At 36.1% G+C, this 22,090-nt stretch carries 15 protein-coding genes; 13 read left to right on the forward strand and 2 right to left on the reverse strand.

Going from position 1 to position 22,090, the window contains the following annotated elements:
• Positions 1-3: 3 nt before the first annotated feature.
• The 11 genes from MW695_RS02505 (at position 4) to MW695_RS02555 (ending at position 17,683) form a co-directional block, all read left to right on the forward strand.
• A complete protein-coding gene (locus MW695_RS02505; RefSeq protein ID WP_247102830.1) occupies positions 4-774 on the forward strand; it encodes a glycosyltransferase family 2 protein in 771 nt (256 codons plus the stop codon).
• An 83-nt stretch (positions 775-857) separates the two neighbouring features.
• On the forward strand, positions 858-1,646 hold the full coding sequence (locus tag MW695_RS02510; RefSeq protein WP_247102840.1) for an ABC transporter permease: 789 nt from the start codon (positions 858-860) through the stop codon (positions 1,644-1,646).
• Positions 1,647-1,680: 34 nt separating this feature from the next.
• Positions 1,681-3,264, forward strand: a complete 1,584-nt coding sequence (locus MW695_RS02515; RefSeq protein ID WP_247102842.1) for an ABC transporter ATP-binding protein — start codon at positions 1,681-1,683, stop codon at positions 3,262-3,264.
• Positions 3,265-3,278: 14 nt separating this feature from the next.
• Entirely contained in the window at positions 3,279-5,246 is a 1,968-nt protein-coding gene (locus MW695_RS02520) for a glycosyltransferase family A protein (protein WP_247102845.1), read from the forward strand.
• Complete coding sequence (locus MW695_RS02525) at positions 5,239-6,735, forward strand: ATP-grasp fold amidoligase family protein (RefSeq protein WP_247102848.1); 1,497 nt, start codon at positions 5,239-5,241, stop codon at positions 6,733-6,735. Before MW695_RS02520 ends, MW695_RS02525 begins: the two co-directional genes overlap by 8 nt.
• Before the next feature lies 1 nt (position 6,736).
• On the forward strand, positions 6,737-8,362 hold the full coding sequence (locus tag MW695_RS02530) for an acylphosphatase (RefSeq protein WP_247102853.1): 1,626 nt from the start codon (positions 6,737-6,739) through the stop codon (positions 8,360-8,362).
• Between the two features lie 30 nt (positions 8,363-8,392).
• Entirely contained in the window at positions 8,393-10,024 is a 1,632-nt protein-coding gene (locus tag MW695_RS02535) for an acylphosphatase (RefSeq protein ID WP_247102860.1), read from the forward strand.
• A gap of 47 nt (positions 10,025-10,071) precedes the next feature.
• A complete protein-coding gene (locus MW695_RS02540) occupies positions 10,072-11,679 on the forward strand; it encodes an ATP-binding protein (RefSeq protein WP_247102861.1) in 1,608 nt (535 codons plus the stop codon).
• 200 nt (positions 11,680-11,879) lie between these two features.
• Positions 11,880-14,711 (forward strand): peptidoglycan-binding protein, encoded by a 2,832-nt coding sequence (locus MW695_RS02545; RefSeq protein WP_247102863.1) that lies wholly within the window; start codon positions 11,880-11,882, stop codon positions 14,709-14,711.
• A 373-nt stretch (positions 14,712-15,084) separates the two neighbouring features.
• Positions 15,085-16,473, forward strand: coding sequence for a sugar transferase (locus tag MW695_RS02550; protein ID WP_274169692.1), 1,389 nt, complete (start codon positions 15,085-15,087; stop codon positions 16,471-16,473).
• A 142-nt stretch (positions 16,474-16,615) separates the two neighbouring features.
• The gene (locus tag MW695_RS02555; protein WP_247102866.1) at positions 16,616-17,683 is read left to right on the forward strand and encodes a glycosyltransferase family 4 protein; all 1,068 of its coding nucleotides are present in this window, start codon (positions 16,616-16,618) and stop codon (positions 17,681-17,683) included.
• Between the two features lie 38 nt (positions 17,684-17,721).
• Here the strand turns inward: MW695_RS02555 and MW695_RS02560 are convergent, their stop codons facing one another.
• Positions 17,722-18,762, reverse strand: a complete 1,041-nt coding sequence (locus MW695_RS02560; RefSeq protein WP_247102867.1) for an LCP family glycopolymer transferase — start codon at positions 18,760-18,762, stop codon at positions 17,722-17,724.
• Between the two features lie 457 nt (positions 18,763-19,219).
• A complete protein-coding gene (locus tag MW695_RS02565) occupies positions 19,220-19,858 on the reverse strand; it encodes a YigZ family protein (protein WP_247102872.1) in 639 nt (212 codons plus the stop codon).
• Between the two features lie 232 nt (positions 19,859-20,090).
• Between MW695_RS02565 and MW695_RS02570 the strand changes: the two genes are divergently transcribed.
• Complete coding sequence (locus MW695_RS02570; protein WP_247102874.1) at positions 20,091-21,260, forward strand: sensor histidine kinase; 1,170 nt, start codon at positions 20,091-20,093, stop codon at positions 21,258-21,260.
• 106 nt (positions 21,261-21,366) lie between these two features.
• Positions 21,367-22,062, forward strand: a complete 696-nt coding sequence (locus MW695_RS02575) for a response regulator (RefSeq protein WP_247102875.1) — start codon at positions 21,367-21,369, stop codon at positions 22,060-22,062.
• Positions 22,063-22,090: the final 28 nt, after the last annotated feature.

Raw genomic sequence — 22,090 nt, forward strand, 5'->3', positions numbered from 1 at the left:
GTAATGACTAAGCTGAATAATCAACAAGCCGATGTTTCGATTATTACCCCTGCATACAATGCAGCAACTTATATGGCTGATACAATTGAATCAGTCTTAGCGCAAACGTATGGAAGCTGGGAGATGCTAATTGTAGATGATTGTTCAACAGATGATACAGCTCAAATCGTACAATCGTATGCAAGCCGCGATCCACGAATTCGCTTTATTCAATTAGCTCAAAATAGTGGTCCAGCTATTACTCGAAATACAGCCATTGAAGCAGCAAGCGGCCGCTATCTTGCTTTTTTAGATAGTGATGATATGTGGCTACCAAATAAGCTAGAGAGACAGCTTCAATTTATGCAAGAACGTGATCTCGCTTTTTCCTTCACTCAATATCGTGTGATGGATCTAGAAGGGAATATTACAGATAAGCTAGAGGATGTGCCTGACGAAGCGACATATAAGGATTTATTGAAGCATAATGTGATTGGCTGCCTGACGGTTATGCTCGACAAAGAAAAGGTCGGAGCCGTTGAAATGGTCAATATCCGCTCGCGCCAAGACTACGTCCTCTGGCTACACATTTGTAAGCGAGGCTTTACTGCATACGGTCTAAAGGAGCCATTAGCTTTGTATCGTGTTGGACGTCAATCAGTTTCAAGCAATAAGGTGAAAATGGCTAAGCAAAACTGGCGCGTGTACCGCGAAATCGAAGGGTTAAATCTTGTTAAAAGCTTGTGGTATTTTAGTCATTATGTGGTGTTTAAGTTGGTGAAGTATGCTAGGTGAAATGGGAGATGTTCACTACAGTTAAAGTATTGTATAGTAACTATAAATGTGGGAACTTTGAAATGGCGGTGTGAGAAAATAAAATGCGTGATTATATAAATGAAATGTTAAAGAGAAAAGATTTATTAATTTACCTTGTAAAATCGGGATTAAAGGCCGAGCATCGAAACAGTTACTTAGGTTATTTTTGGTGGCTACTAGATCCTTTATTGAATGTTTTGGTTTATTATTTTTTAGTTGTAGTTATTTTAGGAAGGAATGAAGGAGAAAATTACGCTGTATTTTTAGTAATCGGTTTAATTGGATGGCGTTGGATGAATACAACTGTCAGTTCTTCTGCAAGAGCTATAACAAGACAATCGGCTATTATAAACCAAGTATATTTACCTAAGTCGATTTTTTCGATAGCTGTTTCATTTACACAGATGGTGAATTTTGTCTTTGGGATGGTTGTTATTGCCATTTTTTTAATTGCTTTTGGCGTTATTCCAGGATGGCAGGTGGTATTTTTGCCATTAATTATACTGGTTCAGCTTGTGTTTCTGCTATCAATTAGCTTATCAATTTCATATGTGTGTGTGTTTATTCGAGATGTTGATAATATTTTAACTCACATATTACGAGTATTTTTTTATGCCTCGCCTATAATATGGGAAGGCGGTCGACTAAGACGACTAGGTCCTGAGTATAGTTGGATTGTGGATTATAATCCAGTTGCAATTATCTTGGATTCTTATAGAGCTGTTATAATGTATCAACAATTACCACAAATAACTGGTTTGCTTGTTATTTTAACTGTATCTTTCATACTTATAGTCGGGATGATATTCTTCTATAGTAAGAATGAGCATAAAATAATCAAGGCGCTTTAAATGCGTTATAACCCAAAATAAAGAGGGAATGAACATGTTTGATGAAAATGAACAATCAAAGGAAGTTGTATTGGATGTTAACAAATTAAGTGTTGCATTTAGACAAGGGCTTAACAAAGATGATTATAAATCGCATATTATTAAACTATTCAAAAGAAAAAAAGAGCATGAGGACGGGTCTGGGAAAGTTGTTTGGCCTTTAAAAGATATTAGTTTGAAGGGATATAAAGGGGAAATCCTTGGAATTATCGGTTCGAATGGCTCTGGAAAGACAACATTATGCAAAGTGATTTCAGGTATTTTACAGCCTGATGAAGGTAGCTATAAGGTAGATGGTCGTATTTCAGCGCTTTTTTCATTAGGAATGGGTTTTAATAAGGAATTAACAGGTAGAGAAAATGTCTACTTGAACGGTATGATGCTTGGGATTGATAAGGGTAAGATTGATGAGTTTATTGATGACATACACGAATTTTCGGAATTAGGTGTGTTCCTTGATCAACCGATGAAGCGATATTCAAGTGGGATGAAGGCACGCCTCGGATTTAGTGTGGCTTCGTTTCTTGAGCCAGAGGTCTTAATTTTGGACGAGGCTTTGAATACAGGGGATGCTGGCTTTAGTTATAAAGCGGCGGAGAAAATGCGCGATTTAGTGAAGAAAGCAAAAATGGTTATTCTAGTTACACATAGTTTGAGGTTTGCTGAAAAGAACTGTGATCGCCTCGTATGGTTGGAAAAAGGGAGCATTCGCGAAGTTGGAGATCCTTCCACCATTGTGCAAATGTATAAAGAGTCGGTTCCTGTGAAAAAAAGGCGCCCTAAAAAGAAATTGGAAATTCAGAAAACACAACAGAATGTTCGTGATAAAGTAATAGTTGAAGCACATAATGTGGGCGTTGGATATAAAATGAAAGATTCAACATTTTGGGCTTTAAAGGATGTTAGCTTTCATGTCAGAGAAGGAGAAGTCGTAGGTATTATTGGACATAACGGAGCTGGTAAGAGTACGCTGTGTCGATTAATGACAAATATCTTAACTCCTGATACTGGTGATTTGACGTTGAGAGGAGAAACAACTTCACTGCTTGGATATGGGACAGGTTTTAACACTCAGTTATCTGGAAGTGACAATATTTATTTAAATGGTATGCTCCTTGGGATTCCGAAATCGAAAATTGAAGAGGATTACCCTAAGATTGTTGAATATTCTGGGTTGAAAGCCGCTATCGATAAGCCTGTAAAGGAATATTCTAGTGGGATGCAAGCTAGGCTAGGGTTTAGCATTGCGGCGACGATACAACCGGATATCTTTATTATTGATGAGGCGCTTTCAACAGGTGATATGGCTTTTAAACAAAAAGCGAGTGAACGTATTCAAGAAATGATGGAAAAGGCTAAGGCTGTCATCATTGTGTCACATAGTATGAACTTTGTTGAAAAGATTTGTACAAGAGTCATTTGGATGGAAAAAGGCCAGGTTCGTTTTGATGGTGATCCTGAGGAGGCAGTCGCTCTTTATCGTGAAAGTGTAACAGGTAGCCGGAAGCAAAAGAAAAAAGTAACGTTAAGAAAGCCAAGTAAAAGAGTAAAGAAGCAAAAGAAATCAAGTAGTAAGTAAGGTGTTGAGATAAAATGAAAGCAAACATCCGAAAAATGCTTCACATGACAGAACGGTTAAGCTTTAAATTGTTTACCCCTAAGCAAAGGGAATGGGTGAAGGATCATCTAACAGATAAGCAAAAATTTTATATTAAGAAGTTACTTTTTTCTGGAAAATGGCAAAGAAGCGAAGTGAACCAAGTTAAGCATCGGCTCTACAATTTAGGGTTTACGAGACGGGCTTTAGTAGACCTTGAAGCCCTTTGTACACGTCAGAACGAACCGTATTTAAATCGCCTTGCACGTTGGGAAATGGCCCTTTGGTATGCCAATCAATATAGTAAGGAAAGCGCTGAAAAATGTATAACGATTTTAGAGCAAGCGATAAAGGATGAAGTGGACACGAATCGATTACGACAGGCGGCGATCATGAAGGCGGAGTGTCATGAGATTCTAGGGAATAGAAGTGAGGCAAAGAAACTGTTAGACGAAGCACTAGCTATGGAAGAGCACCCAGATTTGTTTTTAGCCTATGCTAATTTAGAAACGGATTCTGAACTTCGATTAATCTGGATTAATCGATCATTGCAAATGTGTGGTGTTCCTCATGTGTCTTTGTCTCGGGGTAAGGGAACGAAGCTGGACTATGACCGTTTACAGTCAGAGGAGAGAAGAGCTCATACTAACGATAATCGTGAGCAAGATCCAAAAGTGTCGGTTATTATGCCCGTTTATAATGCGGAAGATGTTATCAAAACATCGATACAGTCTATTTTATCGCAAACGTGGAGGAATCTTGAGCTATTTGTTGTTGATGATTGTAGTCAAGATAACACGGTGTCGATTGTTCAGAAGTTTACTGAACAAGATTCTAGAGTGAAGCTGCTACAGGCCGAAACGAACGGCGGTGCCTATATGGCGCGAAATTTAGCGTTAAAGCAAGTGACAGGGGACTTCATTACTGTTAATGATGCAGATGATTGGTCACATGTGGAAAAAATCCGTACACAAACTGAGCATTTGATTGCTAATCCTACTGTAATTGGAAATACGTCAGAGCAAGCTAGAATGACGAATGAATTGAAGCTTTATCGAAGAGGGAAGCCTGGGACGTACATTTTTAGTAATATGTCTTCCTTCTTATTTCGTCGTGAGCCCGTTTTAGGGGATATTGGTTATTGGGATAGTGTAAGGTTTGCAGCTGATTCGGAATTCATTCGCAGAATTAAAAAGGTGTATGGTGAGAAATCGGTTGTTCCATTAAAGACAGGTCCTCTCTCGTTTCAAAGGCAAACAAGTGGCTCATTAACAGGGAATTCAGCGTTTGGGTACCATGGGTTTAAAATGGGCGTAAGAAGAGAATATGAAGAGAGTCATGATTATTATCATGATACAACTAATGATTTATATCTTTCATTTCCCCTTACTAATCGTCTGTTCTCAGCGCCAGAACCAATGTGGCCTGAAAAAGAAGCAAAAAGTGAAGGATTTCGGTTATTTGACATTGTCATTGCTTTCGATTTCAGACAAGCGGAGGAGCAAATTGCTCCCATTATAAAGGAGATCGAGGCTTTTGAAAATAAGGGTTACCGTGTTGCTTTATTGCAATTATTTACGTATGAATTAAGCCCAGATAAAAAAGTGAACCCTCTCATTCGAAAGTTGTTAAATCAAAGTAAAGTTGAAATGGTTTGTTATGGTGAGCGGGTCCAGTCGAACGTCCTCGTATTTAGGGATTCAAATATATTAACTGATTGGCAAAAGTACCGTCCTTTAATAGTAACTGATAAAGTTTCTGTAGTTAAAAATGAGAGCTTGATTAACTCGTTTTCAGTTGAAGCTTCTTTGATTTCTGAATACGTAGAAGGAGACTTTAAATGCTCTTGGTACCCTAAAAATAATGATGTTAGAAAGAAATTAATTGAACAAATAGAACTAACAGATGAAAAAGTTGAGATCGCTTCTGAAAATTGGTCACAGGAGGCGATGCTTTTTGAATAGTAAAGGTTCAAAACAGGAAAGCGATAATGAAAAAAGATTATTAAATGAACTAATTACTAAAGATGAAAAGTTAAGAAATGCTATAGAAGAAAAAAGACGGATTGCTAATGAAAAGCTAGCATTGGAACGTAAGAACAAAGAAGTGACGTCAAGTTATGTTTGGAAAGCAACTTGGCCAATTAGAAAAGTGTTAACATTACCTCAGACGATAGTCAATAAATTGAAGAGTAAGTTGGCAGCTAGAGAAGTAGCAAAAACTAAAAAGCTCGAACTACTAAATCGCCGATTAAAGAGAGACCTTGAAGTTTTAACAGAAAAATATCATTATGAAGTTTATGTACGTAAAGAGTTAGAAGGGAAGTCTCTTAAACAAAATTTAGAACAGTTAGATACATCATTTTCATTATTGACCGAAGCTCTGAAGCAATCGATATATAATGGTGAAATACTGCCTTCTTTGGAGACGCTCATGAAATCGAATTCCACTTTAAATGAGGAATATGTGCGGTCTTTAACTGAAGTAGCAAAACACTTTGAAAATAGTGAAGAAGTATTGAGACAACCAATTTATCAGAAAATATTAGATGGTTTAAAAGCACATCAAGTACCAGAGTTTATGACGCGCAGTGCTTATCCAGAGGGAGATATTTATTTAAATCAAGTTGCATCTTTCAGGTCATGCATAACCCTCCGAATTAGAAAAAGACAGTTAGATTCTTTTATACCTGAATGGATATTGGATAATAAAAGCGTTGCTTATCAATTTGTAGATCATTTAAATATTCCTCGACCGAATGTATCTAAGGAAACTTATTCTTACCAAAATCTTAAAGAACAGTATGGAGTGGCGATTAAACCATTATCAAGTGCGGGTTCTAGAGGTGTATATCTCGTTTATGATAGGGGAGATATTGTTAACGTAAGAAGCGGACAAGGGTTATCCAGTTGGAGGGATCTTCAATCTCATATGAAAGCGGACTTGCAGTCGGGACTAGTTGAACATGATACATGGTTGATTGAGGAATTGATATTCGAAAATAAAGAGTCAAAAAAGCCTGCTAGAGATTTTAAATTCTATTGTTTCTATGGAAAGGTTGCCTTAATTCTTGAAGTGATAAGGTCACCTGATCTTAAATATTGTTGGTGGAATCGAAATGGTAAAATGGTTGAAACGGGGAAATATGCTCAACAGAATTTCAAGGGCCAGGGAGTGGACCTTGAAATGATAGAACGTGTAGAAGAGTTAAGCACTGAAATTCCAAGTCCTTTTATCAGAATGGACTTTCTTTTCGGTGAAGAGAATCAAATGTATTTTGGTGAATTCACACCGAAACCAGGACATTATGACAAGTTTAATAAAGAAACTGACCTTCTGTTAGGCGAATACTTTCTTGAAGCAGAGGTAAGGTTAGTAAAGGATTTGTTGGAGGGAAAAGAGTTTTCAGAATTTAATCATATAGCTAATAGTGTGCTAAATAGGAGGATTTGATATGAAAGAAGAAAAAGGATATCCATTTAGCCTCGATTCTAATGTACTTGAAGGAGCATATGGACACTTAATGTGTCCATATTTAATAGCTCTTGAAGGATGGAGAAGAGGGTTATCGTTGAAGTGGTACTCTAAAGAAAGTGGTCATTTTGCTAATATGAAGGTGTGGTATGTTGATGAGCCTGGCCGACTTTTTTCATTAAGCAGTGAAGATAGAACTCACTATTTTTTTCGTTCAAGAGGAGATAAGGTGACAAATCAAGGCGTTGAACTAGCGTCAAATAAAGAACTAACGAAAGAAGAGTTAGGAAAAGCTCATGTCCCTATTCCTCGTGGTGAGACATTTAATAGTAGAAATAATTTAAATGAAATCATAACTAAGTGTCAAGATATAGGCTTTCCATTAGTAGTTAAGCCTGTGGATGGGAGTTTTGGTAAAGGGGTTAAAACAAATATTACAAATGAGAAACAGTTAGAAGAAGCTGTTATTTTTGTGCGTGATGAAATGAATTACAATGAGATTATTGTTGAAAGATACATCGAAGGTGCAGATTTACGTTTATATGTTGTTGGTGATGAAGTAGTTGGTGCAATTCAAAGAAAACCTGCACATGTAATAGGTGATGGTGTTAATTCCATTAAAGACCTAATTTACAATAAAAATGAGTCGAGAAAGCAACACCCTAGATTAAGGAGTTGCTTAATTAAAGAAGACGATGAACTTAAACACTTTCTTAATGAAAGAGGTTATTATTTGGAGAGTATTCCTAAAGAAGGCGAGGTAGTTGTCCTTAGGGAAACTGCAAACATTTCACTAGGAGGGGATTCACTCGACGTTTTGGATATTATACCATCGCAAATTAAAGAAATCGCCATAAATGCAATTAAAGCAGTACCAGGTTTATTGCATGGAGGAGTGGACTTAATATGTGATATGGAGAATGTTGACAACACAGTTGTAATTGAGTTAAACCCTACTTCGCAAATTGGATCTTTAGTGTTCCCTTTGGAAGGGAAGTCTAGAGATATTCCAGAAGCAATTATAGACTTTTATTTTCCAGAAACTAAAAATAAAAAGAAGTCTAATTTCTTTTTTAATTATAAAAAAGTATTATTGCCATTATCTACAGGTGTTTCAAGTGAAGTAGAAGTTGCGGATGCACCATTAGGTGATGTATATGCATTGAAATATAAGGTATACGGAAGGGTTAATAATGTTTCATATCATCAGTGGTTAAGAAAAACTGCATTTGAGTTAGGTTTAGATGGCTATGTAGATAACATTTCAAATGAAAGTATTGATATAATAGTAGCTGGAACTAATAAAGAGAGTGTAGAGGGGTTTCAAAATCATTTATATCAATCAAATCATGATATTGAGATTTTCAAAATTGATCCTATTCCTTGGTCAAAGCCAATTTGTATTGGCTTTGATATACATGCAGAATTAAAAGAAATAAAATATGAAATTAAAAAGGTTAATAAGAAAATTGAGAAAATCGAGAAACAACGAGAAAAGGCAGAAGCGAAATACTTAGCTTTATACCAAAGTAGGTTGTGGAAATTAACGAGACCCATAAGGTTTACAATAGACCTGTTAAAGCGTATAAAAAAAATCTTTAGCTAGTATGAGAACAATATATTAGGGGTGAGGATAATGGAGAAAAAGGATAAAGCCACTACTACATGGTTAGAACATTTAGAGGGAGCAATTCCACTTGAGGCATATGGAGATCAATTAAGCATGTATACGATTGCTTTAGAGGGCTGGAGACGTGGCTTAGAATTAACCTTTTATCATTTAAGAGAAAAAAGAAAAGATAAAAATGTGATTAGATATCTTCTTAAATCAAAGGAAAGAACCCATTACTTTTCTTATTCAAAAGGGGATAAAATAACTTCAGAAGCAATTAAAGCTTGTAGAAGTAAAGAGTTAACACGGGAGTGTTTAGTTAAACATAATGTACCGACTCCAATTGGAAAGAGCTTCCCTAGAAACTACAATAAAGAAGAAGTACTTGAATTTATTGATGAAATTGACTTTCCTGTTGTTGTAAAGCAAATGAAAGGGAGTCTAGGTAAGGGAGTTTTTGTTAATATTACAGATATAGATACTGCATTTAAGGCAATACAGTACAACTGTGAAGTGATGAACTCAGAAGATTTTATTATTGAAAAACATGTAGATGGCGATGAATGCAGAGTATATGTAATTGAAGATAAAGTTATTGCAGCTGTAAAAAGAGTACCTGCAAATATAGTTGGCGATGGAAAAAGTACAATTAAAGATTTAGTAGAGAAGAAAAATATATTAAGAAAAGAAAATCCTAATTTATATAAAAGATTAATCAAACTTGATGATCAAGCCTTGACAGCTTTAAAAGAACTTAATTATAACGAGCATACAATCTTATCAGAAGGAGAAATTGTATTTTTGAAAGAAACAAGTAATTTATCTTCTGGTGGGGATCCAATCGAAGTAACGAATCATTTTAGTCCCGAATTAGAGAAGATCGCGATTTCTGCTGCCAAAGCAGTTGGTATGAATCATTGTGGGTTAGATATGATTATTGATTTTAAGAAGAATACTGGATATGTAATTGAAGTAAATTCACGTGCTCATTTAGGAGCATTTTTATACCCCATTAAAGGAGTTGCAAGAGATGTACCAAGAGCAATAGTGGATCATTATTTTCCAGAAACGAAGAATAATCCTAGAACCGATTTAATATTTGATTATGAAACGATTGTTAATCTTTTTAAAGAAGGTAAAGTATACGAATATACATTACCATCACTTACTATAAGTGATTTTATAAAAAAGAAGGTTTTTTTCAACACTAAGACGCAGTCTAAGTCTCTAAAAGTGTTAATCAGAAATTTGGCTCTTAAACTAAAACTGAACGGTTATGTCGAAAACAGTAATGAAGGAATCGAAGTTCAATTAGCTGGATCTAAAGAGAATATAGAAAGTTTCTTACGTGAGTTTCATACCAATTCTATATTTGTGGATGAAATTAACAATATCAATGTTGAAGAGTCGAACAGTATGATTGTCAGTGGGTTCAGTATTCGGGAAAATAATAGTCTTCAAGAGAAAACAGTTAATTTACAAAGACATGTTGGAGTACTAAAGAGAAAAAATAAAAAATTACATGACAAGAATCATATATTGAATGATAAGAACCATAAATTAAATGCTGAGTTAAAAACGATAAAACATGAATATAAGAAGTTGAGCAAAGGTTTGATAAGAAGAATAATAAATAAAATAAGAAATAGAAAATAATAGGAATGAAAGCTTATACTATATAATGATAAAAGAGGTAAATATTTATGTCTGAACAAAAGAAATGGCTCTCACATTATGTAGATGCGATCCCATTAGAGGCACGGCGAAAAAAAACTAGTATGTATGTAATTGCGTTAGAAGCATGGAGAAGAGGTATAGAGGTTACTTTTTACAATTATATTGAGGATAATAAAGTACAAATAAGATATCAGCTATCATATAATGGGAGGTCTCATAACTTTCATAGCTCTAAAGGGGATAAAGTATCTGAAGAAGCATATGGAATTTGTAACAATAAAAGTTTAACTGCTGCTTATTTGGAAAAAGGAAAAGTTCCTATACCACAAGGGCAAAGGTTTAATAAGGAAATTAACGACGATCAAATCATCCAATACGCGAGATCTTTAAAGTACCCTCTCGTAATTAAACCAACTAATGGTAGCGCCGGTAAAGGTGTAATTGCTAATATTTCTGATGAAGAAGAGTTAAAAGAAGCTTTAGAGTATGTTAGATATCAATTAAAGTTGCCTGAGGTGATTGTTGAAAGATATATTCAAGGTGAGGAAATTCGAATTTATGTATTAGATGGTAAGGTGTTAGGTGCAGCTAATCGAAGGCCGGCTAATATTATTGGCAACGGAGAAAACACGATACAGGAATTAATAAGGATTAAAAATAAAGAAAGAAAAGAAATACCTCATTTGTACTTTAGGCCTATTAGAATTGATAGAGAAGTTCAGCACTCCATAAATATGGCTGGTTATGACCTTAATAGCATTCCGAAAAAAGGAAGAAGGATATACCTTAGGAAAATCAGTAATGTGTCTAAAGGTGGAGAGCCGATTGATGTTACAGATCAATTAACTGATGCTGTAAAAGAGATTGCTGTTAAAGCTGTACAGGTTGTTCCTGGTCTCACACAATGTGGTGTAGACATGATAGTTGATCCTACAATGAAAAGTGGGGTTGTATTAGAGTTAAATACAAAAGCTGGTTTAGGATCTCATTTATTTCCGATAGAAGGAGTTTCTAAAGACATACCTAAAGAAATTGTTAGTTTTTATTTTCCGGAAACGGTCAATTTTAACACGTCTAATTCCAATATTTTCTTTGACTTTAAATCGATTATGGATTCTTTGCAGAGTAGGTCTTCATCTAAAGTTGTACTTAAATCTCCAAAACAGTTAACACTGAAAAGTAAAAAAGTAGTATTTGATCGTTCATTAAATCAAAGAGAAAAAAAATGGCTTAAGAAACAGGCAGATATAGAGGATATTTTTGGTTCTGTTCAAATCAATAATAAGAAAGAGACAGAATTAATCATTGCTACCTTTAATAATGATGAACTAGATCCATTTATAAGTAAAGTACTTGGGAAATTTTATGGTTGTACAATTTTAAGTGAGGAAGTATATAATAAGCCAGTGAAGGTGGGTTTTGAAATCATTGATAAGTTAAATAGTATGACAATTGGCCACCTTGAAGATGAATTATCTGTTTTGAAAAAAGAACTAATTCAACTTGAAAAAGAAAGAGATAGATATGAAAAAAGAATGAGGCAAATTAAAGAGAGTAGATCTTGGCATTTGATGAAGCCTATACGACGATTATTTGCATCATTTATGAAAGCAGTACAAAAAGATAAAGAGTAAGGATTCATATGTATAGGTATGTTTTTATGCTATAGTGATTAGGTATTAACCCTTGTTTAGTCAATGGAATTAGGTATAAATAACTATTTATTAACGACATGATATAAACAAGTTAAGGGACTATTTACTTTTTTAGAAAATATAATTATAGTAATCTTAGTGATGATAGTGTTGATTTAGTATTTTGAAAGGAGATTTTTATGCTTAAAAAAGCTAGATATACTTTTATGACAGGTTTGACAGCAACAGTTATTGTTTTTGTACCTATCACAAGTAGTATTGCCGAAGTCACGAATATAGAGGAAAATGAAGAGGTTTTTGTAATGGAGTTAGGCTCTAGTGGGTCTAAAGTCGTTGAGTTAAAAGAAGCGTTAAAAGCTTTGGGGTATGATATAAGTCTTGATGAAGACCTATTTGACGAAGAGACTCAGGAACAGGTTATTGTCTATCAAGAAAATAATGATCTTGAGCCTAGTGGTCAAGTTGACGAAGTTCTTTTTTTAATGGTCATTGAAGAGGCCGATTCCATACATGAGGGAAGTACTGAAGAATCTAGTACTGAAGACACGTTAGTAGAGAAGGAAGAGGAGCAAGAACCGGAGATAGAGTCATTGTCAATTAATACTGCTCAAAATGAAGAGCCTGTATTAAAGCAAGGAGACAATGATGATTTAGTCGTTGATCTAAAAATACATTTGGCAATTATGGGTTTTGAAGTGTCAAGTACTCCAACTACCTTTTATGGTTCAATCACTGAAAGACAGGTGAGGAATTTCCAGGAGGCATATGGACTAGAGGCTACTGGAAATGCTGATGCTAAAACTATAGAAAAGCTTCAAGAATTAGCATTAGGTGACCTTCAAGTAGGTATGTATCGTGAAGATGTTATTGACTTAAAAGTAAAATTAGCTAAGTTGAACCTTTCGGTATCAAGTAACCCAACAACATACTTCGGTCCTATCACTGAATCACAGTTAAAAAGCTTTCAAGAGGTGTATGGTTTAGAAGTAACGGGAGTTGCTAATAAAGAAACGTTAGATACATTAAATAAATTAACAACTAAGGTATACTCCCAAGGAGATCGCCATTCTGATGTTATCAAATTAAAAGAGCATTTAGCAATTATGGGTCTTTCAGTATCAAGTAATCCAACGACTTTATATGGTTCTATTACAGCTTCGCAAGTAAAGCAGTTTCAAATAGCAAATAATTTGCCTGCTACTGGAATTGCTGATCAGGTTACGATTAATACATTAAGTCAACAAGCGACTGGTCCACTTCGAGAAGGGATGTATCACGAAGATGTAAGTGATCTTAAACTGAAATTAGAAATAGCAGGCTTTGCAGTTTCAAGTAGTAGAACAACGTATTTTGGTCCTATTACAACCTCACAGGTTAAAGAGTTTCAAGCGGCATATGGACTAACTGTGGACGGGATTGTAGGTCCGGCAACACTAGGAAAATTAAATGAAATTGTTGAAAACTCTTTATACTCTGGTATGAGAGATTCGAGAGTGGTAGATTTGAAGATTCATTTAGCTATAATGGGTTATCCTGTTTCAGATAATCCGACTAGTCTTTATGGCTCAATAACTGCAGATCGAGTTAAAGAGTTTCAAAGTGATAATGGACTCAAGCCAACAGGAGTAGCCAACCGTGAAACGATTGATCTTTTATCTAAACTTGCTAATCGCCCATTGCAACAAGGGATGTATCATGAAGATGTTATTAAAATAAAAGAGCAACTAGCTACTTTAGGTTATGGAGTTTCATCTTCACCAACTACATACTTTGGATCGATTACAACAAGACAACTAAAAGAGTTTCAAGGCGATCATGGTTTAGAAGTGACAGGTATCGCAGATAGTAAGACTCTTGAAAAGCTTGAAGAGTTATCAGGTAAAGAAGTAATTACCTACTATCAAGCAGATAGAACACTAAATCAAGCCTTAAGCACTCAAATGGGGCGTAGCCCACAAACGGATAAATATCGTAATCAAAATGCTTTTGTTCATGCGGACTACGTTAATTTATCAGGTGGATACATTTCAGGTGATGGTGTTAACCTACGTACAAGCCCTAATTTAACATCAAGCGTCGCCGCCAATGTACCTAGAAATACAAGTATAGAAATTTTAGGTACAACGTCAGGAGCGACAGTTTCAGGCAGTACTACTTGGTTTGAAATTAGATACAATGGACAAACGTTATATGTGCATAGTTCGTTAGCAGGTTATCGCGCAACAACTACTGCGAATGTGAATGTTCGTGAAAGCTCTTCATCAAATAGTCACGTTTTCGGAAGAGTTAGTGCAGGTTCTACAATAACTGTTGTCAAAGAAGGAAATACGTGGCATGAGATTAGCTATGGTGCATGGCGTAATCCTAAAGAATCTGATGTTCGGGAATATTTGAACCCAAATAATAATGATAAGTTTCAACACCTTGTTTTATCTTCTAGTGTAGGGGTATCTACATCACAATTAAATGACTTTTTAAGAGGCAAGAGAGTACTTGAAGGTCAAGGACAAGCTTTTTCACAAGCTAGTAAAGAACACGATGTTAATGAATTATATTTAATTGCGCATGCAATTTTAGAAACAGGGCATGGTAGCTCAGATCTGGCTCAAGGTATTGAAGTAGGTCGTAACTCATCAGGAGATTTGGAACTTGTCACCTCTTCAAACCGTAGTCGTTTAAGTAATATACGCACAACCTATAACATGTACGGAATTGCCGCTTTTGATAGTAGTCCGAGACGTGGTGGTGCATTTTATGCGTATAATGCAGGGTGGTTTACACCAGCTGCAGCAATAAAAGGCGGAGCAGGCTGGATAGCGGATCGTTATGTTTATAACAACCATGGTCAAGATACAATCTACAAAATGAGATGGAATCCATCGAGTCCAGGTACCCATCAATATGCAACAGATATTGCTTGGGCACAAAAACAAACGTCTACTATGAAAAATATGTACAATCAATTAGATTTTAACCCAAGATTACATTTTGACATCGTTCAATACCGTTAATCTATGAATCTAAAAGCCTAGGATAGCTTCCTAGGCTTTTTAGTTTGAGAATTCAGAGAAAAGCAGCGGAGTCACGCGTTATATGCATTCTGAAAGAATCCAACTGTATCATCGGTACCGGTGCTCAAGGTGCTGTTCAGAAAAAACCATTGAATTCTTTTGTAACTAAGTTAAGCTTCTGTGAAAATGGGTATGGTTTGTTTTAGATATGGTGTTGTATTGGAATGTATGATATGATATTACAGGTTTAATGTATATTTTTCGTAATTAATCTTGTGTAAAGTTGACAAAAATCATACAGGTCGATTTACTTAAGAAATTTACATGATAAAATGAAAAAGAAATCAATCATTATTAAAAAGGGGAGAGATCGATGTCGAATATGTTTCCGAAACGCACGTCGCGTTTATTTATTATCCTGATTGATCTATCCCTTCTAATGCTTGCGTATTTAGCTGCTTTTAAGCTGGCATCTTACCATACATTAATTGAACCACGGAATATTGAGGCGCTTGTTAGTATTATGCCTTGGATATTGTTAATGGCTGTGTTGTTTATTTATATATTTGAGCTTGACCGGCTCGTGAAGCGAGACTATACAGAGATTTTTCGTAAGCTGCTTGTCGTCTCGTTAGGAATTATGGTTTTGACAATTGCGGCATCCTTTTTGTTCCGTGAGTTTTCATTACCGAGATCGGTTATCTTCCTATCACATTCATTCATGTTTGTGATGTGGTTTTTCTGGAAGAGCATGTATGTGAGAATTGCCTGTAAGGTAATGAGTCAAAACGTTCTTTTTATAGGAGACGAAAGTGAGCTAGACCTTATTAGAGAAAATCTATTAGACTCAAAGGTGATTAAGAGAAAAGATGACGTTTCATGGTTGAATAAGGATTTACTGATGAAAGATATTAAAATGAAAATGAAGCCATATGAACTTGTCTTTATTGGATCGACGATGACTGAGCGTAAGAAAAATGATATCTTATATTATGCAATGAAACAAAAGCAGCTTTCGTATATGATCCCGAATACAAATGAATTGTTTATTATGAAAACGTCCTTTACGACACTTGGTGATACGATGGTGCTTGAGGTTAAGCCGTTTACGCTTTCGAGTGGACAAATGCTTGCGAAACGTTTACTTGATGTTTTTGTATCAGCCATTTTGTTACTCCTTTCAGCGCCGATAATGGTTGCAACAGCGATTGCGATTAAATTAGAGGATCGTGGACCGGTCTTTTTTAAACAGGAGCGAGTTGGGAAGCATAATAAGCCATTTCAAATATTAAAGTTTCGTTCGATGATTGTTGATGCAGAAGCGAAGACGGGGCCGGTTTTGGCAAAATCTTCAGATAGCCGTATTACAAAAGTAGGAGCATTTATTCGTAAGACTCGAATCGATGAGCTGCCTCAGCTTCTAAATGTTTTAAAGGGGAGTATGTCTTTAGTAGGTCCAAGGCCTGAACGAGAATATTTTGCGAAGAAGTTTGAAAAGGAAAACAAATGGTTCTACTATCGTGGTGCTGTTAAGCCAGGGATTACTGGTTTTGCGCAAGTGTTTGGTTATTATACGACGAGTGCTGATAGTAAATTGAAGTTTGATTTGTATTATATTCGTCATTACTCCATTTGGTTAGATATTGTCTTATTGTTTAGAACGATCTTAGTTGTTCTAAATAAATCACAGGCAGAGGGACAACAGGATAAGCAGAAGACAATTGAGAAGAAGATTTCAATGATGAAAAGTGGTATACGTTAATGAATTTCATTATGAGAACGGACCTTATGCGAATGATCGTGTAAGGTCTTTTTTATAGTGTTACCTGTTTACCCTCACCTCTCTTTGTAAATACTACTCATAAAGCTGTAGCTCGATGGGAGTGTTGGGAGGTTTTTAATCGTTGCTCATTTATTTATTTGCATTTTTAGTTTCTTTGTCTGTTTCGGCCTGTGCCGTTCCGGCTGTTCGGGCTTTTTCGAGGCGCTATGGGTTTGTTGATAAGGTGGGTGCGAGGAAGGTGCATCAATATGAGATGCCGCGCTTAGGTGGGGTTGCGATTGTTCTCGGGGTCATGGCAGGTTTACTTATTATAAGGCCGGAGCACGAGCATTTTTTGAGTATTGCCATAGGAGCTAGTGTGATCGTTTTAATTGGAATTATGGATGATAAATATACACTTACAGCAAAAACAAAGCTTACATGGCAGTTAGTAGCTGCTGCGATCGTTGTTTTATCTGGTTTGAATATTCCTTATATGACGCTACCATTTTTAGGGGAGGTTAAATTAGGTGTTATCGGTTATGTCCTAGCAATCGTCTGGATTGTTGGTATAACGAACTCGATTAATTTTATCGATGGATTAGACGGATTGGCTGGTGGTGTTGTCGTAATTGCGTTTATGACGATTCTTGTCATGTCTTTATTCGACCTAGGTGCGTCGTCCTTATTTATTTTATCAATAGCGATTGTATTTATCGGAAGTATTATTGGCTTTTTATTTTTTAATGTGTATCCCGCTTCTATTTTTATGGGGGATACAGGTTCTTTATTTTTAGGATATGCCATTTCAGTTATTTCATTAGTTGGTTTTTTTAAAAGTGTGACGGTTTTTAGTTTAGTGCTACCGATTGTCATTTTAGCTGTACCGATCTCTGATACACTATTTGCTATTGTCAGAAGGTTATTAAATAAACAAAGCATGATGACACCTGATAAAGGCCATTTGCACCATTGTTTATTGGCTTTGGGGTATAGTCATCGTAAAACGGTACTGATTGTCTACCTTTTTAGTCTTTTGTTTGGAGTTGTCGCGATCGTCTTTACGACGACGACATTATGGGTTTCTTATTTATTATTGGCTATTCTTATTATGGTGATTGAATTGTACGCGGAATGTATTGGTTTAATGGGAGACCGGAAACCTCTTTTGCAATTTGTGAAAAGAATTGCAAATATGAAAGGGAATTAAAAAAACAAGACAGTTACGCTGCCTTGTTTTAATTTTTCTTATTGTTGAGGCTCAGCTACTTCGGTAGTATTATGTTCAATGCTCTCTACCATGAATAGATGCTGTTGCTCCTCATTTGTTAAGTCAATGTCTAAATGCTGCTTCAATTGAATTCTAATATCGAGAAGTGATTCGTTATCCACTTCGTAATAATAAATACCATCTAACATAAGATCGGTTCCGCCTAGCTGTAGTTGCTCGATGTTATTTAAATTTCCTGCATAAGAATGTAGGGAGACGAGGTCACCAAACGATAGGTTCGTAACTAAATTTTCCCCAATCGCATCCATTACGTCATCAAATCGTGTAATCGATGAAAAGGAAGTCCCTTTTTCAATGATCGCTTCTAGCACTTGCTGTTGTCTTTGGCCTCGTCCGATGTCGCCACCACCTTGAGGGTGCTTACGCATTCTCGTATAGGCAAGTGCTTCCTCACCATTTAAATGCTGCATTCCTTCTGTAAACTGAATCCAATCGTTATTCATATCCTTCTCTTCGAAGTTGAAGGGTACCTCTATTTCAACTCCATTAATGGCATCCACAACATCAATAAAGGCTTGAAAATTGATTCGAGCAAAATAATCAATCGGAATATCAAGTAGTTGTTCGACGGTATCGATTGTCATATCAATGCCACCAAACGCATGAGCATGGTTGATTTTGTCTAGTGTTCCTCGACCAGCGATTTCAACACGTGAATCTCGCGGAATACTTGTTAAGATAATAGATTGCTCCTCTTGGTTCAATGTAGCAATTAATATTGCATCAGTGCGTCCGTTCGATTCACCTGGACGGGTATCAACACCGAGAAGTAAAATGGACATATTGTCGTCATGTGGGTTTACAGCGTCTTCTCGAAGCTCTGATTTTTCACCGCGGATTAATTCTTGTTGAGATCCGGCTGTTACATTGTTGATTTTATGAATAAAGTAACCAGTAGTAGCTCCTAATATAGCTAGACATGCAATGCTAAATATGATAAGAGACTTCACAATCCAAGACTTCTTCTTATTCTTTTGATTTAGACTTCTATTTTCCATGAAAAGCCTCACTTTTTATATAGATTAGTAGTTTTCTAAGACATACAACGATATCTTATCTAAAAATGACGAAAGAGTAAAGGATTAATCATATGATATTCACTAAAGAGTGCAGACAATTATGGTTATTCTTGATTGACTACGTAAAGAGTTAAATGAAAGAGTGGCTTTCTTACTATTTCTGTTGCTAGAATAATGATTATGTTAGATAATAAGATAGAGAGAGAAAAAGGCAAATCTTAGCAAAATTTGTTTTTTAAAAAGATAAAAAAGTATAATATTCTTAGAAGTACTGTGGGGAATCAAGAAGACGAAAGCAGACTCAGTAATGTGCATCGGCTCCGTTCGTTACAAGTTATTCTGAAAGAATCCCACTTCAGAATCCTTCAACCCATTGTACGACTGAGCACGACGCAGCATTTTATAAAAAGACGCTGTCGCGTTTTTCTTAGGTGAACTATTTAGTAATAACCGATTCGAGATAGGTTTGCTTACCTACTTTCGTTGTTGCTTGTCCATTTGTTAAGTTAATGACCCATTCTTGGAAATCTGTCGTTTGCTCGATGGGTACATAGGTTTGAATATCAACTTGCTCTAGGTAATCAGTCTTTTTAAGTTCATATGGTGATTCGCGTAAAGCATGCTCAACTTTACCGAGCCAATGGTAGTCGATTTCTGTATGGATAATGGACATTAACGTTCTCTTGACAATACCTATATTGTTTAGCCCTTCACTAACTGCGCTACCATAAGCGCGGATAAGACCGCCAGCACCTAGCTTAATACCACCGAAATAGCGTGTTACAACGACGACGGTGTCCTTTAGCTCACGTTTTTTTAATACTTCTAACATCGGCACACCTGCTGTACCGCTAGGTTCACCATCATCGTTTGCTTTTTGGACTTCATTGCGTTCGCCAATTACATATGCAGAGCAATTGTGGGTCGCATTCCAATGCTCTTTCTTGATTCGGTCAATAAACTGTCGAGCTTCAGACTCGTTTTCAGAACGACTTAAATGAGCGATAAAACGAGATTTTTGAATGATGATTTCATGAGAGTTGGTTTCTTTGACCGTTTTATATGTAGATAACACAGTAATTCTCCTCTCTTTTTGATAGTTTTACAAATCTCAGTTATGCGAATGTAATGTAGTTTTGTTAAAGTAGGGTTGTCGTTCATAAACTACCCTTTAAATATGAAGAAATTCGACTCTTTTGCCGAAATTTGTTGTACTATAAGAATAGCGAAATGCTTGGATAATCGCAAACATTTCAACTAACGCTATAGTAAGTGACTAGACAATAGAACAAATGTGGTGAAATACGATGTTTGGAAACAATGTGTATGAAGAAGGGTTGATTAATTTGGCGACAGATAAGTCCCTTGACTCGATATTAGACAAGACGTTAGAAACAGTGGATGAGAGTCGGGAAAAAATTTTTGAAATTAGTGAACAATCTCGACATGAATATACGGCTTTGAAGGAAGAACTGAAGGACGTAAGACTAAAGGTAGGTTCCGTTATCGATCAAGCAGATCAGATGAGCTTACACGCTCGCTTAGCTCGAAATCGCTTAATGGAGGTTAGTAAAAATTTCTCCAAGCACTCGAGTGATGAAATTCGCTCCGCCTATGAACAAGCGAATGAATATCAAATCAAATTGGCCGTTCTTGAGCAAGAGGAAAAGCAACTCCGTGATAGACGAGACCGAATTGAACGTCGACTTATTGATTTGGAATCTACTGTAGAACGGGCGGAACAGCTTACAAGTCAGATGTCTGTCGTGTATAACTTTCTTTCCAACGATTTAAAAAATATTAACGATGTCCTAGAAGATGCGAAGGAGAAGCAGCAATTTGGGCTAAAAATTATTGAAGCACAAGAGGCTGAGCGTAAGAAGTTATCGCGAGAAATTCATGATGGGCCGGCACAAATGATGGCAAACGTGCTTTTACGATCTGATCTAATAGACCGAATTTATCGAGAGCAAGGAATTGATCAAGCACTTAATGAGATAAAAGACCTAAGGATGATGGTAAAATCTTCCCTTGCGGAAGTGAGGAGAATTATCTATGATTTAAGGCCGATGGCGCTTGATGATCTTGGTTTAATTCCAACTTTAAAGAAATATCTTAAAACCTTTCAAGATCATCACCTTATAAACACTGACTTTTATCAAATGGGACATATCATTAGACTTCCTCAAAAAATGGAAATCGCAGCGTTTCGTCTTGTACAAGAAGCAGTCCAAAATGCCTATAAACATGCAGAGCCGACAAATATTGAGGTAAAAATTGAATATAAGCCGACTAAAGTTATAATAGTTATAAAGGACGATGGCAAAGGGTTTGATCCTTCAGAGAAAAAAGTGGGGTCATTCGGCTTAATGGGCATGAAAGAAAGAGTTAACATGTTATCGGGGCAATTAACAATCCATTCAAAGCCTAAGTATGGAACAGCGATTGTAATTGGGATTCCTTTAAGTAATGTTTGATTAAGAAAGGATCATTTTCTTTTTAGATGAAAAATAATGAATAACTAGGATTTCTTAAAATGAAAGAGTTATAGACAAAACAAAGTAAATCGATGAGGTGAGAGGATTGAACGAAAAAATAAGATTAGTCATAATTGATGATCATCAGTTGTTTCGTGAAGGTGTAAAGAGAATACTAGCAATGGAGAACGACATCGAGATTGTTGCAGATGGACAAGATGGATCGCAAGCGGTTCATTTAGTTGAGACATTTGAGCCTGATGTGATCTTGATGGATATTAACATGCCAAATATGAATGGTGTTGAAGCGACAAAAGAGTTAATTGAACGCTTCCCTGATGTAAAAGTATTAATTCTATCGATTCATGACGATGAATCATATGTGAATCATGTATTGAAAACAGGAGCGACAGGCTATTTATTAAAAGAAATGGATTCGGATGCTTTGGTCGAAGCGGTAAAAGTCGTTGCTTCTGGTGGAGCTTATATTCATCCGAAGGTGACGCATAATCTAATTAATGAGTATCGCCGTCTTGCTAATGAGGATGAAGAACAATTAGGTGCGGTTGGCTTCCGTGAAGTGGAGTATCAAAAGCCACTCCATCTGTTGACACGTCGTGAATGTGAAGTTCTTCAGTTAATGACAGATGGAAAGAGTAATCGCGCTATTGGTGAATCACTTTACATTAGTGAGAAAACGGTTAAGAATCACGTAAGTAATATTCTACAAAAGATGAGTGTGAACGATCGTACGCAAGCTGTTGTGGAGGCTATTAAAAAGGGCTATGTTCTTGTAAGATAAATCGCTATCATTGATTGAAAGGTTTCTT

It is taken from the genome of Halalkalibacter sp. APA_J-10(15), from assembly GCF_023017105.1.
In the GTDB taxonomy this organism is placed as follows: domain Bacteria; phylum Bacillota; class Bacilli; order Bacillales; family Bacillaceae_D; genus Halalkalibacter.

What these genes read in the sequence shown, in the direction of transcription:
- MW695_RS02550 (WP_274169692.1), top strand. Translation starts at nt 15,085, where the DNA reads ATGTCGAATATGTTTCCGAAACGCACGTCGCGTTTATTTATTATCCTG.
- MW695_RS02545 (WP_247102863.1), top strand. Translation starts at nt 11,880, where the DNA reads ATGCTTAAAAAAGCTAGATATACTTTTATGACAGGTTTGACAGCAACA.
- MW695_RS02505 (WP_247102830.1), top strand. Translation starts at nt 4, where the DNA reads ATGACTAAGCTGAATAATCAACAAGCCGATGTTTCGATTATTACCCCT.
- MW695_RS02510 (WP_247102840.1), top strand. Translation starts at nt 858, where the DNA reads ATGCGTGATTATATAAATGAAATGTTAAAGAGAAAAGATTTATTAATT.
- MW695_RS02560 (WP_247102867.1), bottom strand. Translation starts at nt 18,762, where the DNA reads ATGGAAAATAGAAGTCTAAATCAAAAGAATAAGAAGAAGTCTTGGATT.
- MW695_RS02535 (WP_247102860.1), top strand. Translation starts at nt 8,393, where the DNA reads ATGGAGAAAAAGGATAAAGCCACTACTACATGGTTAGAACATTTAGAG.
- MW695_RS02530 (WP_247102853.1), top strand. Translation starts at nt 6,737, where the DNA reads ATGAAAGAAGAAAAAGGATATCCATTTAGCCTCGATTCTAATGTACTT.
- MW695_RS02570 (WP_247102874.1), top strand. Translation starts at nt 20,091, where the DNA reads ATGTTTGGAAACAATGTGTATGAAGAAGGGTTGATTAATTTGGCGACA.
- MW695_RS02540 (WP_247102861.1), top strand. Translation starts at nt 10,072, where the DNA reads ATGTCTGAACAAAAGAAATGGCTCTCACATTATGTAGATGCGATCCCA.
- MW695_RS02520 (WP_247102845.1), top strand. Translation starts at nt 3,279, where the DNA reads ATGAAAGCAAACATCCGAAAAATGCTTCACATGACAGAACGGTTAAGC.
- MW695_RS02515 (WP_247102842.1), top strand. Translation starts at nt 1,681, where the DNA reads ATGTTTGATGAAAATGAACAATCAAAGGAAGTTGTATTGGATGTTAAC.